The following is a 21,031-nucleotide window of genomic DNA, read 5'->3' as shown; positions in this document are numbered from 1 at the left end:
CGATATTTCCGCTGTGAGGAAGTTATGACCGTTGTCAGTCCTCTCGCGGGGAAACCTCCGGCGCGGTGGCCGCCGGAGGCGCGGACCCGGCGAGCCGGGCGACCCTCAGCAACGGGATCGCCGCGGCGAGGGTGCCGAACACGCAGAGCACGAGGACGGGCAGCCCCACCAGGGCCCCGGCCTCGGTGAGGAGGTCTTCGCCGAAGAAGGGGACGGCGTAGGTCAGGTGAATGACCTGTATCCCCACGAACGTCCCGGCGATCGCCGCCAGGCCGGTGAACAGGATCAGCGTGGCGCCCGTACGCCCCAGCAACCGGCCGGGTGTGATCACCTGTCGGTGGCTGAGCAGCGCCAGCACGGCGACCGTCCACCCGGCCCAGGGGACGAACTCGCCGAGCAGATACCAGAGCGGACCTCCCGGCATGCCGGTCAGGGCGCACAGGAGCATGAACGGCTGGGTCACCGCGACCGCCGACCATGCCAGCCGGAGGGCGCCGACGCGCCGGTGCAGCAGCACCGCCACCAGGGCTCCGGCCAGCGGCGCGGTCTTGATCACAAGGGACAGGACCGCGACGAGGTGGTCGTGGCCCTCCTCCCCGCCCGGCGGACGTCGGCCCATCTTGTCGGCCAGCGGCTCCAGCAGCGCCGACACCACCAGGTACACGGTCATCGCCCGGAGCACCGGCTGGGTCAAGGTGAAGCGCACCCCCGCGGCGGCCTCGCGCCACCAGCCCGCCCGGGGCCCCGGCGGCTCCTCTGGTACGTCGAGGTGGCGCTCCTCTGGCACGTCGAAGTGGCGCTCCTCTGGTACGTCGAGGCGGTGCTCCTCTGGTACGTCGAGGCGGCGGAACAGCAGCGCCGAGGCGGCGGACGCCACGGCCATGGCCGCAAGGACGGCCGGTACGACGGTGTCGGCATCGTCGCCGAGCATCAGCGGAACGGTGAAGGGGCCGATCGACGCCACGCAGAACAGCGCGGCGTTCACCGGGACCAGCCGGTCGCGGCCGACGACGGACGGGAGGTGGGCGTTCCGGGTGACCTCTCCCATGGTCCATACGATCGCCAGTGCCACAATGGCCACCGCGAAGTGAGGGAACCCGGCCACCCCCAGCCAGGAGACGACCGCGAGGGAGGCGAGCACCCCCGCGCTCAACAGGCCCGTCACCACCAGGGCCGGCCCGCGCCGTACCCGGTCGACCAGCACGCCGAGGGGGAGGGCCAGCAGCAGTGGCGTCAGGAGCGCGGCCATCTGCAGCAGGCCGATCTCGCTGAAACCGGTGTCCAGCAGGATCAGGGTGGAGAAGGCGATCGTGCCGGCCGGGACGCACATGCCGAGCTGCTGGCTCAGGCCACCGGGCAGGAACGACGACGGACGGCGCCGCGGCGGGCTGGGGCAGATCATCCGCGCATCCTCCCGCCGGACGGACCCCGTGGCACGCGTCGCCGCTCCTCACGCCCCCCTTCGCTGCCGGGCATCGCGAACTGGACGAGGAAGGGCTGCGCGCCGGAGATCCGGACACGCTGCACGCGCAGCGGGACGAACCGCCGCTCGATCCCGGCCGCGATGTCACCGGCGTCGGGAAGCAGGACCACGGCCATACCGCCGGGCGTCAGGACACGGCGCAGCTCCGTCCACCAGTGCGAGGAGGAGGCGGAGAGCCGTCCCCGCGCGGCGACCTGGCCGTTCCAGGGAGGGTTGCACAGGACGCGGTCGACGCCGCCGTCCGGCAGCGGCAGGTGACCGGCGTCGGCCCGGTCGAGGGAGATCGGCAGCCCCGCCGCGTTCTCCCTCGCCGCCCGCAACGCCTCCGGCGCCAGGTCGAAGCCATGGAAACGGGCTCCCGGCTGGTGGAGCCCGGCCTCGATCAGCAGGGTTCCCGCGCCGCAGCAGGGGTCGAGGACCGTGTGCCCGGGGTGGATGTCGGCCATCCGCACCATCGCGGCGGCCAGCGGAGGATGCAGGGTCCCCGGAATGGAGTGCTGTTTGTAGGCACGCCGGTGCAGGGGCCGGTCGGTGATCCTCAGCATGAGGGTGGCCCGCGTGCCGTCGAGGGTCAGCCGCCACCCGCTGTGCGCGGGCGGCGGGCCGACGCCCGCCCGCCGCGAGTGGTAACCGGTCCCCAGCCGCCGCGCCAGGACCTGGCCGACGGCGTCCTCGGCGTCGTACCGGTTGAAGGCGCGCCTGCCCAGGAACGACGCCGACACCTCGATCCCGGCGACCCCGGCGACCGTGCCCGGGCCTCCCTGCTCCTCCCGCAGCCGCATCAGCGCGCCGACGTCGGCGGTGTCGGCGAGCCGGGCGAGCTCGGTGAGGTCCCGCTTGGCCGTGCCGATGTCGGGCCGCTGCGCGGCGAGCAGGAACACGTCGTCCGCCGTGCTCAGCCCGAGCGCTCGCGGTCCCGGCCGGAATGTGCGGAAGTGGACTTCGCGATGCCCCAGATGGGTGACCGTTCCGAGTCCGAGCTGGAGTATCTCGGCCGCGACCGTCGACTCCAGCCCGTGAACGCACCGCGCCACCAGACGCGCCGCCGTCACGAGACGGCGAGAGCGCTGGGACGCGGTGCGGTGAGAAAACCTCGCGCGAACGCGCATAGTGATCGTTCTTCTCCCACGTCAGCCCGGAACGGCGCCACGCCGTCCCGCGTCGTCGACGACGGGGTGTGCCTCGCTTCGCCGACGGGGGCTTAGCGGAGGCTGAAGAAGAACGAGTACGTCATAACCGAGGATTTTAGCGATCGACGCCGCGTACGCAACCGGCGGTGCGGTCCTGGGCCCGGTATGACCTCGGGCTCGGTGGGTTCCAGGGTCGGTGCGGTCCTAGGTTCGGAGCGGTTCCGGGTTCGGTGGGTTCCGGGGTCGGTGCGGTCCCAGGGGCGGGGGTCCTAGGTTCGGGGCGCTCCTGGGTTCGGTGTGGTCCCGGGTTCGGGCGGTCAGCTCCAGGGGAGGGCGCCGCGCTCCGCCCAGTAGCGTTCGGGCTCCTCCGCCAGCCCGGCGAGCCGCTCCTCCAGCTCCGCGTCCCACCCGACCCCGGCGGCGGCGAGGTTGTCGCGCAGTTGCCCGGCCGAGACCGCGCCGCTCAGCACCACCCCGGCCCACGGCCTGGCCAGTACGGCGGCCAGGGCGAGCGCGTCCGGAGTGGTGTCCCGCTCGCGTGCGGCGGCGACGAGCGGGGCGGGGGCCGCGCGGACGGTCAACCGGCCGTTCGCCACGCCCTCCTTGACGATCACACCCATCCCCGCCTCGTACGCCCGCCCGAGAGCCTCGCCGGCCGAGCGTTCCAGCAGGTTCCACGTCGACTGCACCGTGTCGAACACTCCGGTTCCGATCGCCCGCTCGATCGTGTCCGCCTGGCGCGGCCCGCTCGTCGACAGACCGATCGCGACCCCCTCGGCCCGCAACGCGCGCAACCCGTCGAGCACGTCCTCGTCGTCGAGCACGCCGCTCTCGACCGTCGCCGAGTGGATCTGGTAGAGCGACAGGTGCTCGCCGAGCAGCGCGCGCGTCTGTTCCAGCTGGACGCGGAACCGGTCGGCGGTGAGCTCCTTCACCTCGTGCCGCTCGGCGTCCAGCCGCCAGTCGCCGACGTAGGCGTATCCCCACTTCGAGCCGACCGTGACGGCCTCCGGGGCTATCCCGCGCTCGCGCAGCCACCCGGCGAGGAACTCCTCCGCCCGCCCGTACGAGCGCGCCGTGTCGAGGTAGCGCACGCCCGCCGCCCACGCGGCGTCGAGCACGGCCCAGGTGCGCGACCGCATCGCGGCGACGTCCCGGCCGTCGCCGAGGTCCTCGGCGCGGCCGAGTGTGATGTAGGCGGGACGGCCGAGGGCCGCCAGCCCCAGGCCGATCGATGTCACGGACAGGGAGGTCTGGCCCAGCGGGCGTCGGACCAGCGCGTTCATGAGCGCCAATATAGCGACCACGCGTCCGGGGACGCTGGAAGGCTCAGCGCGCCGGGAACGCTCGGAGCACCGGAAACGCTCGGAGCACCGGAAACGCTCGGGGCGCTGGGAAGGCTCAGGGCGCGTCGGTCTTCGCTTCCGCTTCCGCTTCCGCTCCTGCTCCTGCTCCTGCTTCCGCTCCCGTCGCACCGCGTCGTGCCGGTGGTGAATACCATCGCCGGGGCCGTTCGTGACTTTACATAACGAAATAGGTTTGTGTTTTCTTTCTGCTCTCGCGGAGGTTTGAACGCATCTCGAAAGCACACTCGCCCTCGCTCGGGTGTGAGGAAGGACCGACCTTCTTTCTTTGCAAATCGCATGATTCCTGGACTTATCAAGATTCGGGGCTAAAGGTAGAAAACAGTCGGCTTCACAGGGATACGGGGAGATACTCCGGCCGGAGCCGTTCTGGAGGGCGTATGGGGAAGTGGCGGGCCGTGGTCGTCGCGGTGCTGGCGCTGTTCGTTCTGGGCGCGGGGGCGCCGGTCCACGTGGCGGCCGAGAAGTCGTACGAGGTGTGGCTGGTCGACCAGTCCAACACCAACGGGCTCGCCCACGGCGGGACCGTCAGCGTGTACTCCGGACGCGACGTCACCAAACAGCTGTCGTCGGCGCAGCCCGTCCACGTCATAGATCTGGGCGGCGCGACCTCGTCCCTCTGCCTGGCGAGGACCGGCAGCGTGCCCGTGCGCCCGCACATGATCGTTTTCAACAAGGCCGACACCCACGCCGCGCTCGCCTTCGTCGCCAGCGGCCACGTGGTCGTCTTCGACGCCCGCACCCGGCAGCCGCTCACCTGCCTCCTCACCGAGGCCGGGGCGGGAGGGGTACGGCAGGCCCACGCCCTCTGGCCCACCGAGGACGACAGATACCTGATCATCGCCAACCAGAACGGCAAGAAGCTGGAGCGCGTCAGCACCGACTACGCCTCGAACACCTTCGTCCAGCAGCCGGCCGCGACGATCGACCTGGCCGGTTGCACCACCCCGAACGGCGCGCCGTGCCAGTCGGCCGCGCTCCGGCCGGACAACGCGCCGATCTGCCCGTTCATCGCCTCGGACAACGGCCCGGTCTTCGTCAGCCTGCGGGGCGGCGGGATGCTCGTGGTCGACTGGCACACGACGCCGATGTCCATCGTGGGGGAGTACGACGCGACCAGGATCCCGGCGAACGGGTGCGGGTTCATCGAGGCGAAGGGCACCGTCTTCGGCAACGGGGGCGGGGGCACGCACAGCAACCTCGACCAGTTCACCGTGTTCCGGCTGCCGATGAGCGGCTACTCACCCGCGAACCCGCCCAACACCCCGCCGGTCCAGCTGCTCTTCAACGACGACACGCCCGAGCGCGACGCCCACGGCGTCCTCGCGTCCGCCGGGGAACGCCACGTGTGGGCCGGTGACCGCGACGCCAACGTCGCCGAGGTCTTCGACGGGGCGAGCGGCGCCCACGTCGGCACCGTCGACCTCGTCTCCCCGTTCAGCGCGGACCCGACGGTCGACCTCTTCGCCGTCTCCCCGGACCACAAGTGGGCCTTCGCCTCGACGCGGGGGCCGAACCCGCTCTCCGGCGACCCGCACTCCTCCCACGGGACCGACCCGGGGATGCTGATCCTCAAGCTGACCGGCAACGGCAAGAAGGGCACGGTCGAGGGCCTGATCCGGATCTCCAACGTGGACGCCGGAGGTGTCCAGCGGGCCGACGCCCACGGCATCCGCGTACGGAGTACGGACTGACCGGACCTGACGGTTCCCCGGCCCGGTCCGCCGGACGGCCCGGGAAGACGCTCCCGGAGGGACCGGGGCGTACGCCTGACGCGGGTTCTCACGCGCGGGAGGGGCCGTCCCGGTCGTCAGGGCCGGCCCCTCTGGGAGCTCGGGGAACTCGGGGAACTCGGGGAACTCGGGGAACTCGGGGAGTCGGTGTCAGCTGGGGTTGGCGGCGTGGGTCAGGGTCTCCCAGGCGACGAAGAGGACGTTCGTCCCGGCCGGGCGCTGCTGCTCGGTGAGACGCTGGGTGTTCGTCATGGCGATGCCCATCCGGGTGTTCAGGGCGTTGAAGCCGACCTCGGTGATCGGGCCCAGCCCGAGGTGGAGGGTGCCCCCGCACAGCGAGGACGGCACGGTGGCGCCGAGCTGGTACTTCGCCTGCATGCCCAGCGCGTGGCGCAGCCGCTCGCTGATCTCCGGGTAGAGGTCCTGCCCCTGGATCCGGGTGGTCTCGGCGAAGTGCGAGATGGCCGACAGTCCGTACCCGGTGTGGGTGAAGTCGCGGCAGGTCTCCTGGGTGAGGCCGTCCATGAAGGTGGACTGGCCCTGCCAGTAGTCGATGATCTCGGCGCGGGTGTCGATGCTACTTCCCGGAGGTGCCTTGGGAAGCGCGCCGTCGGACGAGATGTAGATGAAGGCCGGCACCCGCCCGCGGAACTTGGCCACGGCCCTGTCGTAGCTCGCCCGGTCCTCAAGGAAGACGGAGATGCCGAGCGCGGCCTCCATCATGCTCAGTTCCCAGTTGCCGTTGCTGTTGGAACCGTTGATGATCTTCGGCAGGTAGACGGTCCGAAGCATGGTGGAGAAGCGGCTGACGGAGGCGGCGGACCAGCCGGTGTAGGTGTAGCGGATGATCTCGGCGGCCCTGGGCCACGAGGACCCGGCCCACCCGGTCTGCAGCGGGGCGTTGCTGTTGGTGTGGTCCTTGATCACCGCCGACCAGGCGTCCATGATCTGGATGGCCTTCTGGGCGTACCTGCTGTCCTGCGTGATGTACCAGGCCAGAGCCATGGTGTACGCGGCGAGCGCGTCCTGGCGCTCGTCGGTGCAGCCGTTGTTGGGGTTGGAGTAGGAGCCGCACTCCACGATCGCGCGCGGCTTGGGGGTCCGCGACAGCGACGCCAGGGAGTGCCCCATCATCTGGTCGAAGGCGCCCTTCCACGGCTGGGCGCCCGCGTTGACCTTCGACCGGACGAAGTCGAGCTGGGCCTTGCTGACCAGGACTCCCGGGTGCGTGAAGGTCGCCGGGGCGGCCTGCGCCTGCACTCGCGCGGCCGGGAGGTTCGGCAGCGGCGCGGCGCCGGCGGCCGGGGCGGCGAGAGTGGTGACGGCGAGAGCCGTGGCACCCAGGATCGCGGTTGCCGTCGTTCGGATGCGTCTGAGCATGTGGAGCTCCTCGCTGGCCTGACAGGCCAAGGGGGTGGCGAGAGATCTCGGCCGGGGGGCTTGATGACCGCCCATCCAACCGACCTCGACAACCATCCGTCAATATCTTTAGGAAAGTTTCCTAACATTTAAAGGTCCCATCGGGACCCTTTATGGGGCTCCTTGCGTCCGGGCGGGACGGTGCCACCGGACCGTGCGGAGACGGCGTCGCTCCCGCGTGCCTCGTCATAAGGAATGCCGTCGCCCCCGGACGCCCCCGGACGCCCCCGGACGCCTCCGGCGCGCCCGGGGCGTACCGCTATTGACACGGCAATGGCGGGGTAGCAAGCTGAGACCATATGTACAAATCGATTTGCAACACAGGCGTGCCCTTCCCGCCGCAGGTGGTGACGCATGGGTGAGGTTCCCCGGCGGGTCCTGGTGACCGGGGCCGCGGGCAGGCTGGGGCGGCTGATGCTCGACCTGCTCGCGCACCGGGGCGTGGCGGCCACCGCCCTCGACCTGCACGACCCGGGCGGGCCGGTGGCGGGCCGGGTGGTCGTCGGAGACGTCGGAGACCCCGCGACGGTTCGCGACGCGCTCGACGGGGTGGACGCCGTCGCGCACTTCGCCGCGATCCCGGCCCCGGTCCTCGGCACGCCGGAGGAGGTCTTCTGCGGCAACACCCGGGCGACCTTCGTGGTCCTGGAGGAGGCGGGCCGGGCGGGGGTGCGCCGGGCCGCCATCGCGAGCAGTTACTCCGTGCTCGGTCTCCCCTGGGCCTCGCGCCCGCTGCACCCGGCCTACCTGCCGATCGACGAGTCGCTGCCCCTGCAGGTCGAGGACCCGTACGGGCTGTCGAAGCAGGCCGACGAGGCGACCGCCGCGATGATGGCGCGCCGCCACGGCATGACGGTCGTCGCGCTGCGCTTCCCCCTGCTCGGCGGGCCGGGGGACAAGCTCGACAAACGCGCGGAGGAGTACGCCGAGGACCCCGGCTCCGGCGCCGCCGAGCTGTGGACCTACCTCGACGGCAGGGACGCCGCCCTCGCCACCTGGCAGGCGCTCACCCGGCCGATCGAGGGCTACCGCGCGATCTTCGTGACGGCCGAGGACACGCTGGCCCCGCAGCCCACCGAGGAACTGCTCGACCGCTTCCACCCCGGGGTCGAGCGGCGGGCGCCGCTGCCGGGCCGGGCCGTCCCGATCGACCTGGGTGAGGCCCGGCGCCTGCTGGGCCTCACCGTCCGGCACCCCTTCACGATGCCGGGCGCGGCGGAGACCGCGTGACCCCTCTTCCCGTACCGGACGCCGCGGAGGCCGCGTGACATCCCTTCCCATGCCCGAGACCCAGGCCCCCTGGCCCGCCAGGGACGCCCTCCGCATCACCGGGGTGCGGCCGATCGTCACCGCCCCCGAGGGCGTGCCCCTCGTGGTGGTCCGGGTCGACACCAGCGACCCCGGCCTGTACGGCCTGGGCTGCGCGACCTTCACCCAGCGCTTCCACGCCGTCGCCGCCGCGGTGGAGCACCACGTCGGCCCCCTCCTGGTCGGCCGCCACCCCGCCGACATCGAGGACATCACCAGGATGGTCCACTTCTCCTCCTACTGGAGGGGCGGCCCGGTCCTGAACAGCGCCCTGTCGGGAGTCGACCAGGCACTCTGGGACATCGCGGGCAAGCGCGCGGGCATGCCCGTGTACGAGCTCCTCGGCGGCCGGGTGCGCGCCGCGGCCGACACCTACCTGCACGCGGGCGCGGCCACCGTGGAGGAGACGATCGAGGAGGCCCAGGCGATCCTGGCGTCCGGATACCGCCACGTGCGGCTCCAGACGGGGGCGCCGGGGCTCGGCCACTACGGTTCGCCGGGCTCGCCGGGCGGCTATCCCGGTTCCCCGTACCCCGACGGATGGGACGTGCAGCGCTACCTGCGCGACACCCCGAAGCTGTTCGAACGGGCCCGCCGGGAGCTGGGGGAGGAGCCGGGCCTGATGCACGACGTGCACTCGCGGCTCACCCCCAAGCAGGCGATCGCCCTCGCGCGGGCGCTCGAACCGTACCGGCTCTTCTTCCTGGAGGACCCGATAGCGCCGGAGTTCTACGACCGCCTGCCCGAGGTCCGTGAGGCCGCCCCGATGCCCATCGCGGCGGGTGAGCAGCTCAGCTCCGTCGCCGACGCGGCCAGGATCGTCCGCGAGGGCGGCGTCGACCTGCTGCGGCTGCACGTCTCGTCGGTGGGCGGGCTCACCCCCGCGCGCAAGCTGGTCGCGCTCTGCGAGCTGACCGGCGTGGGCACCGCCTGGCACTCGCCCGCGGACGTCTCGCCGGTGGGCGCCGCCGCCAACGTGGCGCTCGACGTGACCACGCCCGCCTTCCAGATCCAGGAGGGACACCTCTACCCCGAGGCCGTCCACGAGGTCTTCCCCGGAACGATCGGCCCCGTCAACGGATACCTCTACCCGAACGACGCGCCCGGCTGGGGAATCGACCTGGACGAGACGCTGGCGGCCAAGTATCCGCCGCTGGAGCACCTCCACGAACGCTGGTCGGCGCGGGTGCGCCGGCCCGACGGCGGTATCGAGCCGCCCTGAGAAACTTGTCGTTATAGTGGGTGTAAGGAGTGTGTCGATGTAAGATCCCCCCATGGTCCCGGCACCCTCCGAGGAGCGACCCCCCACGCGGCGTGAGCGGAGGAAAGGGGAGACGCGGCGTGCCATCGCGGGCACGGCGCGCCGCCTGTTCGCCGAGCGCGGCTTCGAGACCGTGACTGTGGCCGAGATCGCGGCGGTGGCCGACGTCTCGACCAAGACGGTCTTCAACCACTTCCCGGTCAAGGAGCAGATCTTCTTCGAGGCCGACCCGCTCGGGTGGCCCGCTCCCGAGCTGGCCCTGCGGGAGCGCGTGGCGGGGGAGCGGCCCGTCGACGCGATCCGCCGCGTCATGACCCGGCCCTCGTCCGGTGCCGCTGTCGGGGCCGGGGAGGGTACGGACGACGCGGCTGACGCGGTCGACGCCGGAGCGGTCGCCGTCCACGCGAGGGTCTACCGCGACAGCCCCGCGCTGCGGTCGTACTCCCGGGAGATGTTCGCGGGCCAGGAGCGCGCGCTGCGCGAGGCGATCGAGTCCGGCGCGGGGGAGGGTGAGCCCGGCGCGGCCGGGGTGCTCGGGGCCGGGGTGGTGGCCGCGCTCATCCTGGCGGCCGTCCGCGAGGTCTGGGAGTCCACCCTGCTCAGGATCGCCGCCGGCGCCGCCTTCGAGGACGCCGCGACCCTCGGACGCCACGAGCTGGACGCCGCCCTCGACCTCCTCTCCCGCGACTCGCCGGGCCTCGACCCGCCGGGCCGTGACCTGCCCGGACGTGACCCGGTGGGTCAGGGCTCGCCGGACCGTGACCTGCCCGGACGTGACCCGCTGGACCGTGGCTCACCCGGCCGTGAGCTGCCGGATCTCGCGCGTGGTGGCCCGTCACGGGTCCCGTCCGCCGAGGTGGCGCGGCCCCTGGAGGACGAGCCCGCGCGGCGGGCGGAGGGAGCGCGGGAAACGCAAGGAGCGGAGGGAGCGCGGGAAACCCGGGAAGCGGAGGAAACCCGGGAGGCGGAGGGAGCGCGGGAGGCGGAGGGAGCGCGGGGGGCGCGGGAGCGGGCTCCGGCGGGGGGCGAGGGGGCCGGTGCCGCAGGGCAGGGCGTCCGCGGGCCGGTCCGCGGTGACCGTCCCAGCATCACCAGGGTCGCGCAGCTCGCCGGGGTGAGCGCGACCACGGTCTCGCACGCGCTGAACGGGCGCCGCCCGGTGGCCGAGGAGACGCGCCGGCGCGTGCTGGCCGCGATCGACCAGCTGGGATACCGGCCCAACGTCCTCGCCCGAGGGCTGCGTACGAGCAGGAGCCAGACGATCGGGCTGATCATCCCGGACATCACCAACCCCTTCTACCCGGCGCTGGCGCGCGGGCTCCAGGACGTGCTGGGACCGGCGGGCTACGACGAGATCATCAGCAACACCGACGGCGACCGGGAGCTGGAGCGCGCCGCCATCGAGCAGATGATCGCCCGGCAGGTGGACGGCCTCGCCTTCGCGGTCTTCCACACGCACGCCGAGGACCTGCTGCCCGTCATCGGGGCGGGCATCCCCGTCGTGCGGCTCGGGGGCCGCCTGGTCCAGGCCGGTGTCGACGTCGTGCACAGCGACGACGAGGGCGGGGCCGCCGAGGCCACCCGCTACCTGCTGGAACGCGGCTACCGCAGGATCGGCTTCGTCTGCGGCCCGCACGCGGAGGGGCCCGCGGCCGAGCGCGTCACGGGTTACCGTTCCGCGTTGCTGGCCGCCGGGGCGGACGCCGACCCCCGGCTCGTGGCGCACACGCACTTCAGCCGGGCGGGCGGGTCGTCGGGCACCGCCCGCCTGCTCGACCTGCCGGACCCCCCGGACGCCGTGCTGTGCGCCAACGACATCATGGCCATCGGCGCGCTCGACACGGCCGGGGAGCGGAGGCTGCGCGTCCCCGAGGACCTGGCCGTCATGGGGTTCGACGACATCGAGGCGGCGAGCCTCGTCTCGCCGGGGCTGACCACCATGGCCAACCCGGCCAGGGAGATCGGCCAGGCGTGCGGCCGCCGCCTGCTGGACCGGCTGCGGGGCGGGACGGCGGAGCCCTCCGCCGAGACGGTCATCCCGGCCCGGCTGGTCCGCCGCCGGTCGGCCTGACCGCTCCGCCGTGCGTGCGAGCCTGAGCGCTCTTCGCCATGCGTGCGGATCCGGATGTTCCGTCATGTGTGCGGGCACGAACGCCCCGTCGCGCGTGTGAGCCTGAGCGCTCCGCCGTGCGTGCGAGCCTGAGCGCCCCGCCACGCGTGCGGGCCTGAATCGTCGCGCCGCGCGTGCGGGTCCGGACGTTCAGTCGCGCCCGGCCGGGCCCCTTCGCTCCGGGGTGACCCTTGACACCCGCTGTGTTGCGTGTAAGTTTCGGAACCAATCTTAACGATTTGCGTAGCCGCCGTCCTGTGATCCGGATCCCCGCCGGGGCACGGGCGAGAGCCCGGACTCATCCTCCGCGACCCCCCCCGAGGAAGTGACGATGCCGATGCCAACCGGCCCATCCCGATCACCCCACAGCGCCCGCAGCGCCCGCAGCGCCCGCAGCGCCCGCCGGGTGCCGGAGCCCGCCAGACGCGGGAGCACCGGATTGTCGTGCGCGGATCGTGCCGCGCACACCGTACGTACCGCCGTGGCGGGGAAGGACGCGACATGAGAGCAGGCAAGCGGGTCCTCGTCGCCGGTCTGGCGCTCGCGGTGGGACTCACCGCGGCCGCCTGCGCGGGCGGCGGGCAGGGCGGTGGCCAGACCGGCGGCCAGGGCGGCGGGCAGGCGGCGGGCCAGACGCTGAAGATGTGGACGTTCAAGCGGACCCACGCCGACGCCCTGGCCAAGGCCGCCGAGCAGTTCAAGGCGGAGACGGGCATCGCCGTCACCATCGAGGCGATCACCCCCGACGACGTGTTCGTCAGCAAGGTGCAGAGCTCCGCGCAGACCGGTGACCTGCCGGACGTGCTGGAGATGCACGCGGGCGGCGAGGACCTCGAGATGGGCTCCTCGGGCCTCCTCGTCGACCTGGCCGCCGACGTCTCCGACGCCTGGAAGCAGCGGCTGCTGCCGACCACCCGCGAGGCCGGGCTGATGACCCAGCAGCGGATCGACCTCGCGGCCAACGACTCGCCGTTCAAGCAGGTCAAGGCGGGCACCCTGTTCAGCGTGCCGTTCACGGCCGGCGCGTTCGGCATCGTCTACGCGAACAAGGAGAAGCTCAAGGCCGCCGGGCTCGACCCGGACACGCCGCCGAAGACGTGGGAGGACTTCCTCACCGCGCTGGAGGCGACCACCGGCAAGGACGCGAAGCAGGGCGGCCTCTCCCTGGGGCTGAAGGTGACCCAGACCGGCTTCAACTGGGCCTACCAGCCGCTGGCCCACTCCTATCTCGGCAAGGAGAGGTTCCAGGCGCTGTTCGCCAAGGGCGCCGCGCAGGGCTTCGCCTCGCCCGACGGGATCAAGACGCTGGAGCTGTACAGCAAGCTCACCCCGTACTGGATGCCCGGTACGACGTCGCTCGGCATCGACGAGGCGGACGTCGCCTTCGCGCAGGGCAAGTCCGCCTTCAACATCGGCGGCACCTTCACCCTGGCGTTCCTCGCGCAGAACGGGATGACCCCCGACAAGGTGCTCGCCTTCCCGATCCCGCCGTCCGCCGAGGGGCTCAACAAGGAGATCGTGATGGCGCCCCTGGCGCTCACCTCCCTCGGCGTCACCGCCACCAGCAAGAACCGGGAGGCGGCGGTCAAGTGGCTGGACTTCGTGACCTCGCCCAAGGGGGCGGGCGTCGTCGCGAAGACCTCGCTCGACCTGCCGGCGACCGACCTCGGCACGGAGGCGGAGACCCTGCTCGGACCCGACCTCGCGTCGCTGCAGAAGTACTTCACCGGCGCCCCGGAGGCCACCTACGAGGCCGGTGACACCACCTTCTTCCCCTCCGACTACGACCAGGTCAAGCCCGGGAACCTGATGGTCAGGCTGACGCCGCTCAAGGAGGTCACCCCGCAGCAGGCCGGGACGGAGATGGACAAGATCATGGGCTCCATGTGGAAGTCCACCAAGTGAGCACCCTCACCACCGAGGATCGTGCCGGGCGGCTCCCCGCGGAGCCGCCCGGCCGCGGTCGCAGCCGTGGCCGGAGCCGCTGGGGGCGGTGGCTGACCGGGTGGGCCTTCGTGCTGCCCGCGGTGGCGCTGTTCCTGCTGATGGGCGTCTACACCATCGGCACCGGTCTCGCGCTGAGCTTCGCCAAGTGGAACGGCTTCACCCCCGAGTGGAAGTGGGTCGGTCTCCAGAACTACCTCGACCTGCTCTACGCCGACCCGGCGCTCGCCCCCGAGCTGCGCCGGGCGGCCTGGAACACCTTCCAGGTCATGGTGGCCGTCCCGGCGCTCACGGTGGCGATCTCGCTCCCGCTCGCGGTCGCGCTGAACTCCGTCAGGCGGCTGCGCGGGGTGCTCCGCTCGGTGTACTTCCTGCCCTACGTCACCACCGGCATCGCGGTCTACTACGCCTGGCGCTACGTGCTGGAGCCCGACGGGGCGATCAACGTGTTCCTGCGGTCGGTCGGCCTGGGCAGCCTGTCGCAGCCCCAGGGCTTCCTCGGCAACCCCGACACCGCGCTTCCCACGCTGATCCTGGTGCTGGTCTGGTCGAGCGTCCCCGTCGCGACCCTGCTCTACCTCAGCGGGCTGCAGGCCATCGACCCCAATGTGATCGAGGCCGCCCACATCGACGGGGCCGCGCCGCGCCAGGTGCTGCGCCGTATCGTCTGGCCGCTGCTCGTGCCCCTCACCGCGGCCATCGTGCTGCTCGGCGTACGGGACGCGCTGCACGGCTTCCAGATCTTCCTGATCATGACGAACGGCGGGCCCGGCGGGCACACCGACGTGCTCGGCCTGCAGGTCTACCGGCTCTCGTTCATGAAGGGCCTCGCCCAGACCCTGGGGATGGCGAGCGCCCTGGGCTGGCTGCTCTTCGCCGGAGCCCTGCTGCTCACCCTGGTCAACGCGCGGCTGCTCAGGAGGATTCGTTGATCGGGTCACGCGTCGTGAGGACCATCGCCCGCACCGCCCTGGTGGCGTACGCGCTCATCAGCCTCTACCCGTTCCTGTGGATGCTGTCCGGCGCCTTCAAGACCAGGGAGGAGATCCTCGAGAGCGGCGACCTCATCCCGGCCGCCCCCACCCTGGACACCCTGGTGGCCACCTGGAGCCGCCTGCACTTCTTCGACTACTTCCTCAACAGCCTCCAGGTCACCGCGCTCACCGTCGCCGGGGTGCTGGTGGTCTACAGCCTCGCCTCGTACGCCTTCGCGGTGCTGGACTTCCCCGGCAGGAAGGCGCTGTTCTGGTTCTTCGTCTCGCTGCTGTTCGTCCCGGGCATCACGGTGCTGCTCCCCGTGGTGATCCTGGAGAAGAACCTCGGCATCCTGGGCTCGCACCTGGGGCTGGTCCTGCCGTTCGTCAACGGCACCGCCCCGCTGACGGTGCTGCTGCTCACCAACGGCTTCAGCTCGATCCCCCGGGAGCTGCGCGAGGCCGCCCGCGCGGACGGGGCGCGGGAGTTCCGGATCTTCTGGTCGGTCTACCTGCCGCTCGCCCGCCCCACCCTCATCACGGTCGCGGTGCTGACCGCGGTGCCGACCTGGAACGAGTACGTCCTGACGCGGGTGTCCCTCAACGACGCCTCCCTCTACACCCTGCCGCTCGGCCTGGAGACCCTGCTGTCGAGCGACGTGCCGCACTACAACGAGGTGATGGCCGCGTCCCTGATCATCGTCATCCCGGTCATCGCGCTCTTCCTGCTGCTGCAGCGCTACTTCGTCAACGGCCTCGTCGGAGCCGTCAAGGGGTGACCCCCGGCCGGGCGGGCCGCCCGGCCGGTCCGGGGAACTCAGAGCCGGGTGAGGCGTACCGCGTCGGCGACGACGATTCCCGTGCCGGAGGTCCAGCGGCTGACACCGACGGCGTTGTACGTCCCGGCCTTCAGGGCGAACGTCCCGATGCTCCGCCAGGCGCCGCCACCGGCCCGCTGGTCGACGTACACCGTCCTGCTTCCGGTGGAGGTGGCGACGATGTACGGGGCGGAGCCGTTGTGGCCCGGGGCGGCCGGGTACCAGACCTCGACCTGGTAGGTGGCCGCGGCGGGGACGGCGAGACGGTACCAGGCGACGTCGCTCGCGGTCACCGGCCTCGCCTGGCGGTGGTCGGGGCCGTGGCGCCCGGCGGCGGAGGTCGAGGCGGTCCAGTTCGCGCTCGCGGTGAACGCGCCGGAGGTGGAGTTGTCGACGGTCGCCGTCCAGGGGGCGGTGCTCCCCGTGACGTACCGCATGTACTTGGCCCAGTCCCAGTGGGAGCCCGGGTCGGTGTGCGTGGCGCCGGGGACCTGGTTGTGCCCGATGATGTGCGAGCGGTTCTTGGGGATGCCGTACTTGTCGCACAGGGCGCGGGTCAGGGCCGCCGAGGCGCGGTACATCGCGTCGGTGAACCAGGAGGCGTTGTTGACGAAGCCCTCGTGCTCGATCCCGATCGACCTGGTGTTGTAGGACCGGTTCCCGGCGTGCCAGGCGATGTCCTTGTCGCGGACCATCTGGGTGACGTCGCCGTCGGAGGAGCGGACGACGTAGTGCGCGGAGACCTTCGCGGCGGGGTTCTGGAACCAGGAGAGCGTGCCCGCGTACGCCCCCTGGGTGACGTGGACGACGATCCGGTCGATCTTGTTGCTTCCCGGCCTGCTCGCGGCGGTCCGGTTGCCGGTGTGGGCGGCCACCCAGCTCGCGGCCGGGTAGTCCTGGCTCGGGGCCTTGGCCGCCAGCTCCCGCACGCGCTCGTAGGCGCCGCGGTCCGCCTGCAGCTCCACGGGCACGACGGTGACGACCTCGCCGCCCGGCGAGGTGGCCCGGACGCCCTTGCCGAGGAGGTCGTAGACGGTGTCGGCGTACAGCCTGGCCGTCTCGGAGCTGGAGGCGTTGCCGTACCTGGCCACGGCCGGGTACCACCGCCCGGCGTCCTTCCTGGCGATGGCGTCGAGGCCGAGCGCGTCGGCGTGGGAGCGCAGCACCGCGGCGCCGCCGAGGACGTTGGCCGCGTCGTCCCGCTTCAGCGTCGCGGCCGGTTGGCCGGTCAGCTGGGCCGCGCGCTCCAGGGCGCGCACGGCGGGGTCGCTGACCAGGTGCATCACCCCGTACCCGCCGCTCGCGCTCGGCTCGCCGTCGTGCCCGTCGAGGTGCGTCTCCGCGTACGCGAGCGCCACGAGCAGGTCACGCGGCACGTCGTACGCGGCGGAGGCACGAGCGAAGGCGTCCGCCAGTGGGCCCGCCGACCTGGCGCTCGCCGCCTGGGCGGGGGCGAGGAGCAGGACGGCGAGAACGGCGGACAGGATCGCGGCTGACCGGCGGTGCGAGCGCGGCCGGGCGTTCTGCACGGAATCTCCTGGGGGAATCGGGGGTTCCGGTCCCGTCCGGGCACCGGCTGATTCGGCACCGTAAAGGACAATTGCGATAAATGTAAATAATTAACACTTGTTTGTTTGTTAGCGATAATTATCTTTTTTGATCTGGTAGGCCGTCGTATCCGCTGGTCAGAGGGCCGCGCCGGTGGGGTCCGCCGTGACGGGCGAGAAGGGCGTGCCGCGCCCGGGAGTCCCGGCACGGCACGTGCCTGTTCTCGGAAGGTCCCGCCCCGCCTCAGGTGGGCGGGGTCAGGTTGACGAAGGCGCTGCAGTTGCCCGGCCACGGCGGGACCAGCAGCACTCCCGGAGCGGGATACACGACGCAGGCCGCCCGGGCGATAGAGCCCGCCGGGTTCGCCACCGTGACGTAGAGGTAGGTCAGATCCTCCTCAAGTGAGACCTCGTTCACGCCGGCGGGATAACCGGCCAGCCCGGAGAGGTTGTGCCAGGCGGGAGTCGCCCGAGGGTCCCGGACCGAGGTCGTTCCCGCGCTCGAGACGAACGCCGTGAACTCCGTGGTGCCGTCACGCGAGGTCGCGAGGCCGCTGTCGGGTCCCGCGAGGCCTGCCGGTCCCGCTGGTCCCGCGGCTCCGGCCGGTCCCGCCGGTCCGGTGCGGCCCGGAGATCCCGGGGGACCCGCGGGCCCCTGAGGTCCGATCGGACCCGGTATGCCCATGGGGTCGACCACGACCGTGTCCGGGGGGCGGCCGCGGTCGTAGGTGGAGGGTCGGCTGTGGGCGTGCCCGGCGGGTCGGTCGCGGCGCGCGGGCTCCCCGGCGGGACCGGCCCCCGATCGCCGGACGGGCCGGCGGGGCCCTGCCCGGCCGCCGGACCCGGGGAATCGGCGGCCCTCGCCGCGACCCGCCGGCTCACCGTCTCTCTCGGCCCCGCGGAGTACTTCGGCCAGGCCGTGCCCTTCGTGCCGCTCCGGCCGCGCCCCTCCTGCTGGTCGGCGGGGCATCCCCAGTGGCCGGACCGGTACGCGCACCGCGTGCCGGAGCAGTTTTCCCTCATCCGGAGGCACGGCTTTCCGGAGGCGTCGGGGAGTCGGCGGCCCACGAGGGCGGTGACGAAATCCGGTGGCGGGTTGAATCGGACGGTGTTCGTCTCCTGGGCCGAGGCGCCGGCGGGCGTCTGGCACGACGCCGCCAGGAAGGCCCCGGCGATCGTCGCCATGGCCGCCCACGCCTGGGCACGCCCGCCGGGCTTCGAGGACGAAATCCTTTTGTTGCCGCTGTTAGTCATCTTTTCCGTTTTACTCGCTGTTCTGAGGAGTTGAAATATCAACACCGGAACGGTGACCAGCGGTAATTACCCATTGGAGTAAAAGGTGACGCTGCGGCTTTTCCAGTAAATCTTAAATTGACATAAAGGCGACTCCAAACAGGCGGATGTCTCTTTTGTGGTGTGGTGGCACGTGGATTCACCCCGGCACCCGTGTGCCAGGGGCGGGTGCCGCGCGAGAGGTCAGCGCACCGCCAGCTGGTTCGCCTCCTCCTTGGAAACGGTGTACGAGGCTCCGCAGAAAGTGCATTGCATCCCGTATCTCGTCCTTACCGGAAACAACGGGATGAAGAACAGGCTGAACTTGGTGACCCGCCGTGACAGCACCTGTGCCGCCGTGTTGCCGCAGTTGCGGCAGGTCAGGGTCACCACTCCGAGCCGGTGGGCCACCGTGCGCAAACCGAAGATGAGCATTGTCCACCCATACCCGGTACGCGGCCGCTATTCCCCGCTCCGCGTCACCCCTTGTCCGCACCCTCGTTGGCGCCGCGGATGAAGTAGCGCTGGAAGATCACGAAGATGATCGCGACCGGGATGGTCGCGAGCACCGCCGCGCCGAGCTTGAGCGGGTACTGGCTGCCGAGTCCCAGGGAGCCGCTGACCAGGTCGGCCAGGCCGCGCGGCAGGGTGAAGAGGGCGGGATCCTGGACGGCGACCAGGGTGTGCGGGAACTCGTTCCAGCTGCTCTGGAAAGAGATGATCGTCAGGGTGATGACGGCGGGGCGTCCCATCGGCAGCACCACCGACCAGAAGACGCGGAAGCGGCCCGCCCCGTCGATCCGCGCCGCCTCCTCCACGCTCACCGGGATCGACTCGAAGAACTGCTTCATGATGAACACCCCGGCCGCGTCCGCGACGATCGGCAGGATCAGCGCGGTGTAGCTGTCGTAGATGCCGAGCTGGTTCAGTACCAGGAACTTCGGGATGAACAGCACCACCCCGGGGACCGCCATGATCGCGACGATCGAGGTGAAGAGCGCCCTGCGCCCCCGGAAGCGCAGCCGGGCGAGCGCGTACCCGGCCAGCGAGTCGAGGAACACCCGGCCGACGGTGATGACGACGGTGACCAGCAGCGAGTTGCCCAGCCACAGCGGCATGCCGGTGTCGACGAACACGCGCTCGAAACCGGCCAGCGTCACCGGGTCGGGGATCGGCGAGAGCGGGTTGGCCGCGGCGTCGGGCTCGGTCTTGAACGCGTTCGCGACCTGGATGACGAACGGGTAGAGGAAGACGAGCGAGAAGAAGACCAGGACGGCGTACCCGCCGAAGGTGGAGATCAGCGAGCGGATGCCCCCGCCCGCCCCCTCCGGACGGGCGGGGGCGGAACGGGGGGTCTTGACCGCGGACATCATGCCCTCCTCTGGCTCGACGCAGGACTCGACGCAGGACTCGACGCGGGGCTCGACGCGGGGTGCGGTGCGGGACGTCTCGCGGTGCCGCCGCCCCCGGCGTCCCTGTCGCGCATGACCCACCGCTGGAACGCCGCCAGCACCACGATGAGTACGAACAGGACGAACGAGATGGCGGCGCCGGAGCCGTAGTCCAGCTCCTTGAAGGCCGTCTGGTACGACAGGAAGGCCGGGGTGAGCGTGGTCTTGGCGGGTTTGCCCTGGCTCATCACGTACACCTGGTCGAAGACCTGCCAGGTGGCGATCAGGCCGAGGGTGAGCACGAGGAACAGGGTCGGCTTGAGCATCGGCAGCGTCACGTAGCGCAGGCGCTGGCGGGAGGTGGCGCCGTCGAGCTTGCTCGCCTCCTCCAGGGTCACCGGGATGTCCTGGAGCGCGGCGAGGAACATCAGCATGAACGTGCCCGAGGTGGTCCACACGACCAGGATGATGATCGTGCACATCGCCACGCTGGGACCGGACAGCCAGTCCCACCACGACAGCCCGAACGGGCCACCGCCGGTCAGCGCCGCCGGAGGCGCCTCGGGGTCGACCAGGCCGACGGAGCCCAGCAGCAGGTGCAGCACCCCTCGCGCGTCGGAGAACCAGGGGGGCCCGTCGACGCCGACGAACGCGAGCAGCTGGTTGACCGCGCCGGAGTTGCTGAAGATGAACAGGAACAGGACGCTGATCGCCACTGAGCTGGTCACCGAGGGGAAGAAGAACGCGGTGCGGAAGAAGGTCTTGCCCCTCAGCAGCCGGCGGTTGACGACCAGCGCCAGGCCCAGCGCCAGGATCGTCTGGGCGGGCACCACGATCAGCACGTAGTAGAAGTTGTTGCGAAGGCTCGTCATGAAGTTCAGGCGCGTCAGGTTGTCCTGGGTGAACAGCTCGGTGTAGTTGTCCACGCCGACGAACGGCACCTGCGCCCGGAACGGGCTGCCCTGCCCGTTCCAGTCGGTGAGGCTCACCCACAGCGCCATCAGGATCGGCAGCAGCATGAACAGGGTGAGGATCACCACCACCGGCGCCACGAAGAGCCAGCCCGCGATGTTCTCCCTGGCCCTGTCGCCAAGGCGGCGCGCGGGACGCCGCGGTGCGGTCGTTGTCTCGGCCACGTCAGTCTCCCTCACGTCCGGGACGCGGGGCCCCCGCCCGGGGGGGGGGGGCGGGCCCGGGGGGCGGGCGGGGGGGGGGGGGGGGGGGGGGTGGTTTTGTGGGTTGGGCGGGTCGTTTGGGGGGGGACGGCGGGGGCCGGG

Annotated in this window: 17 protein-coding genes; 8 read left to right on the top strand and 9 right to left on the bottom strand. The window is 71.5% G+C overall.

Annotation, left to right across the window (positions count from 1 at the left end):
* Positions 1-34: 34 nt before the first annotated feature.
* The 3 genes from ACFYWM_RS41365 to ACFYWM_RS41355 form a co-directional block, all read right to left on the bottom strand.
* Entirely contained in the window at positions 35-1,402 is a 1,368-nt protein-coding gene (locus tag ACFYWM_RS41365; RefSeq protein ID WP_389926257.1) for a hypothetical protein, read from the bottom strand.
* Positions 1,399-2,535: a methyltransferase domain-containing protein gene (locus ACFYWM_RS41360; RefSeq protein WP_389926255.1), complete on the bottom strand. Its 1,137-nt coding sequence runs from the start codon at positions 2,533-2,535 to the stop codon at positions 1,399-1,401. Before ACFYWM_RS41360 ends, ACFYWM_RS41365 begins: the two co-directional genes overlap by 4 nt.
* Before the next feature lie 395 nt (positions 2,536-2,930).
* The gene (locus tag ACFYWM_RS41355; protein ID WP_389926253.1) at positions 2,931-3,899 is read right to left on the bottom strand and encodes an aldo/keto reductase; all 969 of its coding nucleotides are present in this window, start codon (positions 3,897-3,899) and stop codon (positions 2,931-2,933) included.
* Between the two features lie 458 nt (positions 3,900-4,357).
* Here ACFYWM_RS41355 and ACFYWM_RS41350 point away from each other — a divergent pair, with 458 nt between their 5' ends.
* Positions 4,358-5,671, top strand: coding sequence for a hypothetical protein (locus ACFYWM_RS41350; RefSeq protein WP_389926251.1), 1,314 nt, complete (start codon positions 4,358-4,360; stop codon positions 5,669-5,671).
* Between the two features lie 189 nt (positions 5,672-5,860).
* Here the strand turns inward: ACFYWM_RS41350 and ACFYWM_RS41345 are convergent, their stop codons facing one another.
* A complete protein-coding gene (locus ACFYWM_RS41345; RefSeq protein WP_389926248.1) occupies positions 5,861-7,090 on the bottom strand; it encodes an alginate lyase family protein in 1,230 nt (409 codons plus the stop codon).
* Positions 7,091-7,483: 393 nt separating this feature from the next.
* Here ACFYWM_RS41345 and ACFYWM_RS41340 point away from each other — a divergent pair, with 393 nt between their 5' ends.
* From ACFYWM_RS41340 to ACFYWM_RS41315, 6 genes are all read left to right on the top strand, one after another.
* Entirely contained in the window at positions 7,484-8,359 is an 876-nt protein-coding gene (locus ACFYWM_RS41340) for an NAD-dependent epimerase/dehydratase family protein (protein ID WP_389926246.1), read from the top strand.
* A 34-nt stretch (positions 8,360-8,393) separates the two neighbouring features.
* The gene (locus ACFYWM_RS41335; RefSeq protein ID WP_389926243.1) at positions 8,394-9,659 is read left to right on the top strand and encodes an enolase C-terminal domain-like protein; all 1,266 of its coding nucleotides are present in this window, start codon (positions 8,394-8,396) and stop codon (positions 9,657-9,659) included.
* Positions 9,660-9,711: 52 nt separating this feature from the next.
* Complete coding sequence (locus ACFYWM_RS41330; protein ID WP_389926240.1) at positions 9,712-11,769, top strand: substrate-binding domain-containing protein; 2,058 nt, start codon at positions 9,712-9,714, stop codon at positions 11,767-11,769.
* Between the two features lie 540 nt (positions 11,770-12,309).
* Entirely contained in the window at positions 12,310-13,713 is a 1,404-nt protein-coding gene (locus ACFYWM_RS41325; protein WP_389926238.1) for an ABC transporter substrate-binding protein, read from the top strand.
* Positions 13,710-14,684 carry a carbohydrate ABC transporter permease gene (locus tag ACFYWM_RS41320; protein ID WP_389926235.1) on the top strand — a complete coding sequence of 325 codons (975 nt, stop codon included), beginning with the start codon at positions 13,710-13,712 and terminating at the stop codon, positions 14,682-14,684. Before ACFYWM_RS41325 ends, ACFYWM_RS41320 begins: the two co-directional genes overlap by 4 nt.
* A complete protein-coding gene (locus ACFYWM_RS41315; RefSeq protein ID WP_389926232.1) occupies positions 14,681-15,505 on the top strand; it encodes a carbohydrate ABC transporter permease in 825 nt (274 codons plus the stop codon). Before ACFYWM_RS41320 ends, ACFYWM_RS41315 begins: the two co-directional genes overlap by 4 nt.
* 38 nt (positions 15,506-15,543) lie before the next feature.
* On the opposite strand, the gene ACFYWM_RS41310 is transcribed toward ACFYWM_RS41315, so the two are convergent.
* A complete protein-coding gene (locus ACFYWM_RS41310; RefSeq protein WP_389926229.1) occupies positions 15,544-17,073 on the bottom strand; it encodes an N-acetylmuramoyl-L-alanine amidase in 1,530 nt (509 codons plus the stop codon).
* A 262-nt stretch (positions 17,074-17,335) separates the two neighbouring features.
* Entirely contained in the window at positions 17,336-17,509 is a 174-nt protein-coding gene (locus ACFYWM_RS41305) for a hypothetical protein (protein WP_389926226.1), read from the bottom strand.
* A 690-nt stretch (positions 17,510-18,199) separates the two neighbouring features.
* On the opposite strand from ACFYWM_RS41305, the gene ACFYWM_RS41300 reads away from it, so the two are divergent.
* Positions 18,200-18,379, top strand: a complete 180-nt coding sequence (locus ACFYWM_RS41300) for a hypothetical protein (protein WP_389926223.1) — start codon at positions 18,200-18,202, stop codon at positions 18,377-18,379.
* Positions 18,380-18,567: 188 nt separating this feature from the next.
* On the opposite strand, the gene ACFYWM_RS41295 is transcribed toward ACFYWM_RS41300, so the two are convergent.
* The 3 genes from ACFYWM_RS41295 to ACFYWM_RS41285 are packed head-to-tail and all read right to left on the bottom strand — an operon-like array spanning position 18,568 to position 20,890.
* The gene (locus tag ACFYWM_RS41295) at positions 18,568-18,798 is read right to left on the bottom strand and encodes a zinc-ribbon domain-containing protein (RefSeq protein WP_389926220.1); all 231 of its coding nucleotides are present in this window, start codon (positions 18,796-18,798) and stop codon (positions 18,568-18,570) included.
* A 44-nt stretch (positions 18,799-18,842) separates the two neighbouring features.
* Complete coding sequence (locus ACFYWM_RS41290; RefSeq protein ID WP_389926218.1) at positions 18,843-19,733, bottom strand: carbohydrate ABC transporter permease; 891 nt, start codon at positions 19,731-19,733, stop codon at positions 18,843-18,845.
* The gene (locus tag ACFYWM_RS41285) at positions 19,733-20,890 is read right to left on the bottom strand and encodes a carbohydrate ABC transporter permease (protein WP_389926215.1); all 1,158 of its coding nucleotides are present in this window, start codon (positions 20,888-20,890) and stop codon (positions 19,733-19,735) included. The genes ACFYWM_RS41290 and ACFYWM_RS41285 overlap by 1 nt, the downstream gene beginning before the upstream one ends.
* Positions 20,891-21,031: the final 141 nt, after the last annotated feature.

The sequence above is a fragment of the Streptosporangium sp. NPDC002721 genome (assembly GCF_042888905.1).
In the GTDB taxonomy this organism is placed as follows: Bacteria; Actinomycetota; Actinomycetes; order Streptosporangiales; family Streptosporangiaceae; genus Streptosporangium.
The sequence above is the reverse complement of the archived record's forward strand: the minus strand, read 5'-3'. Positions and strand labels throughout refer to the sequence as shown.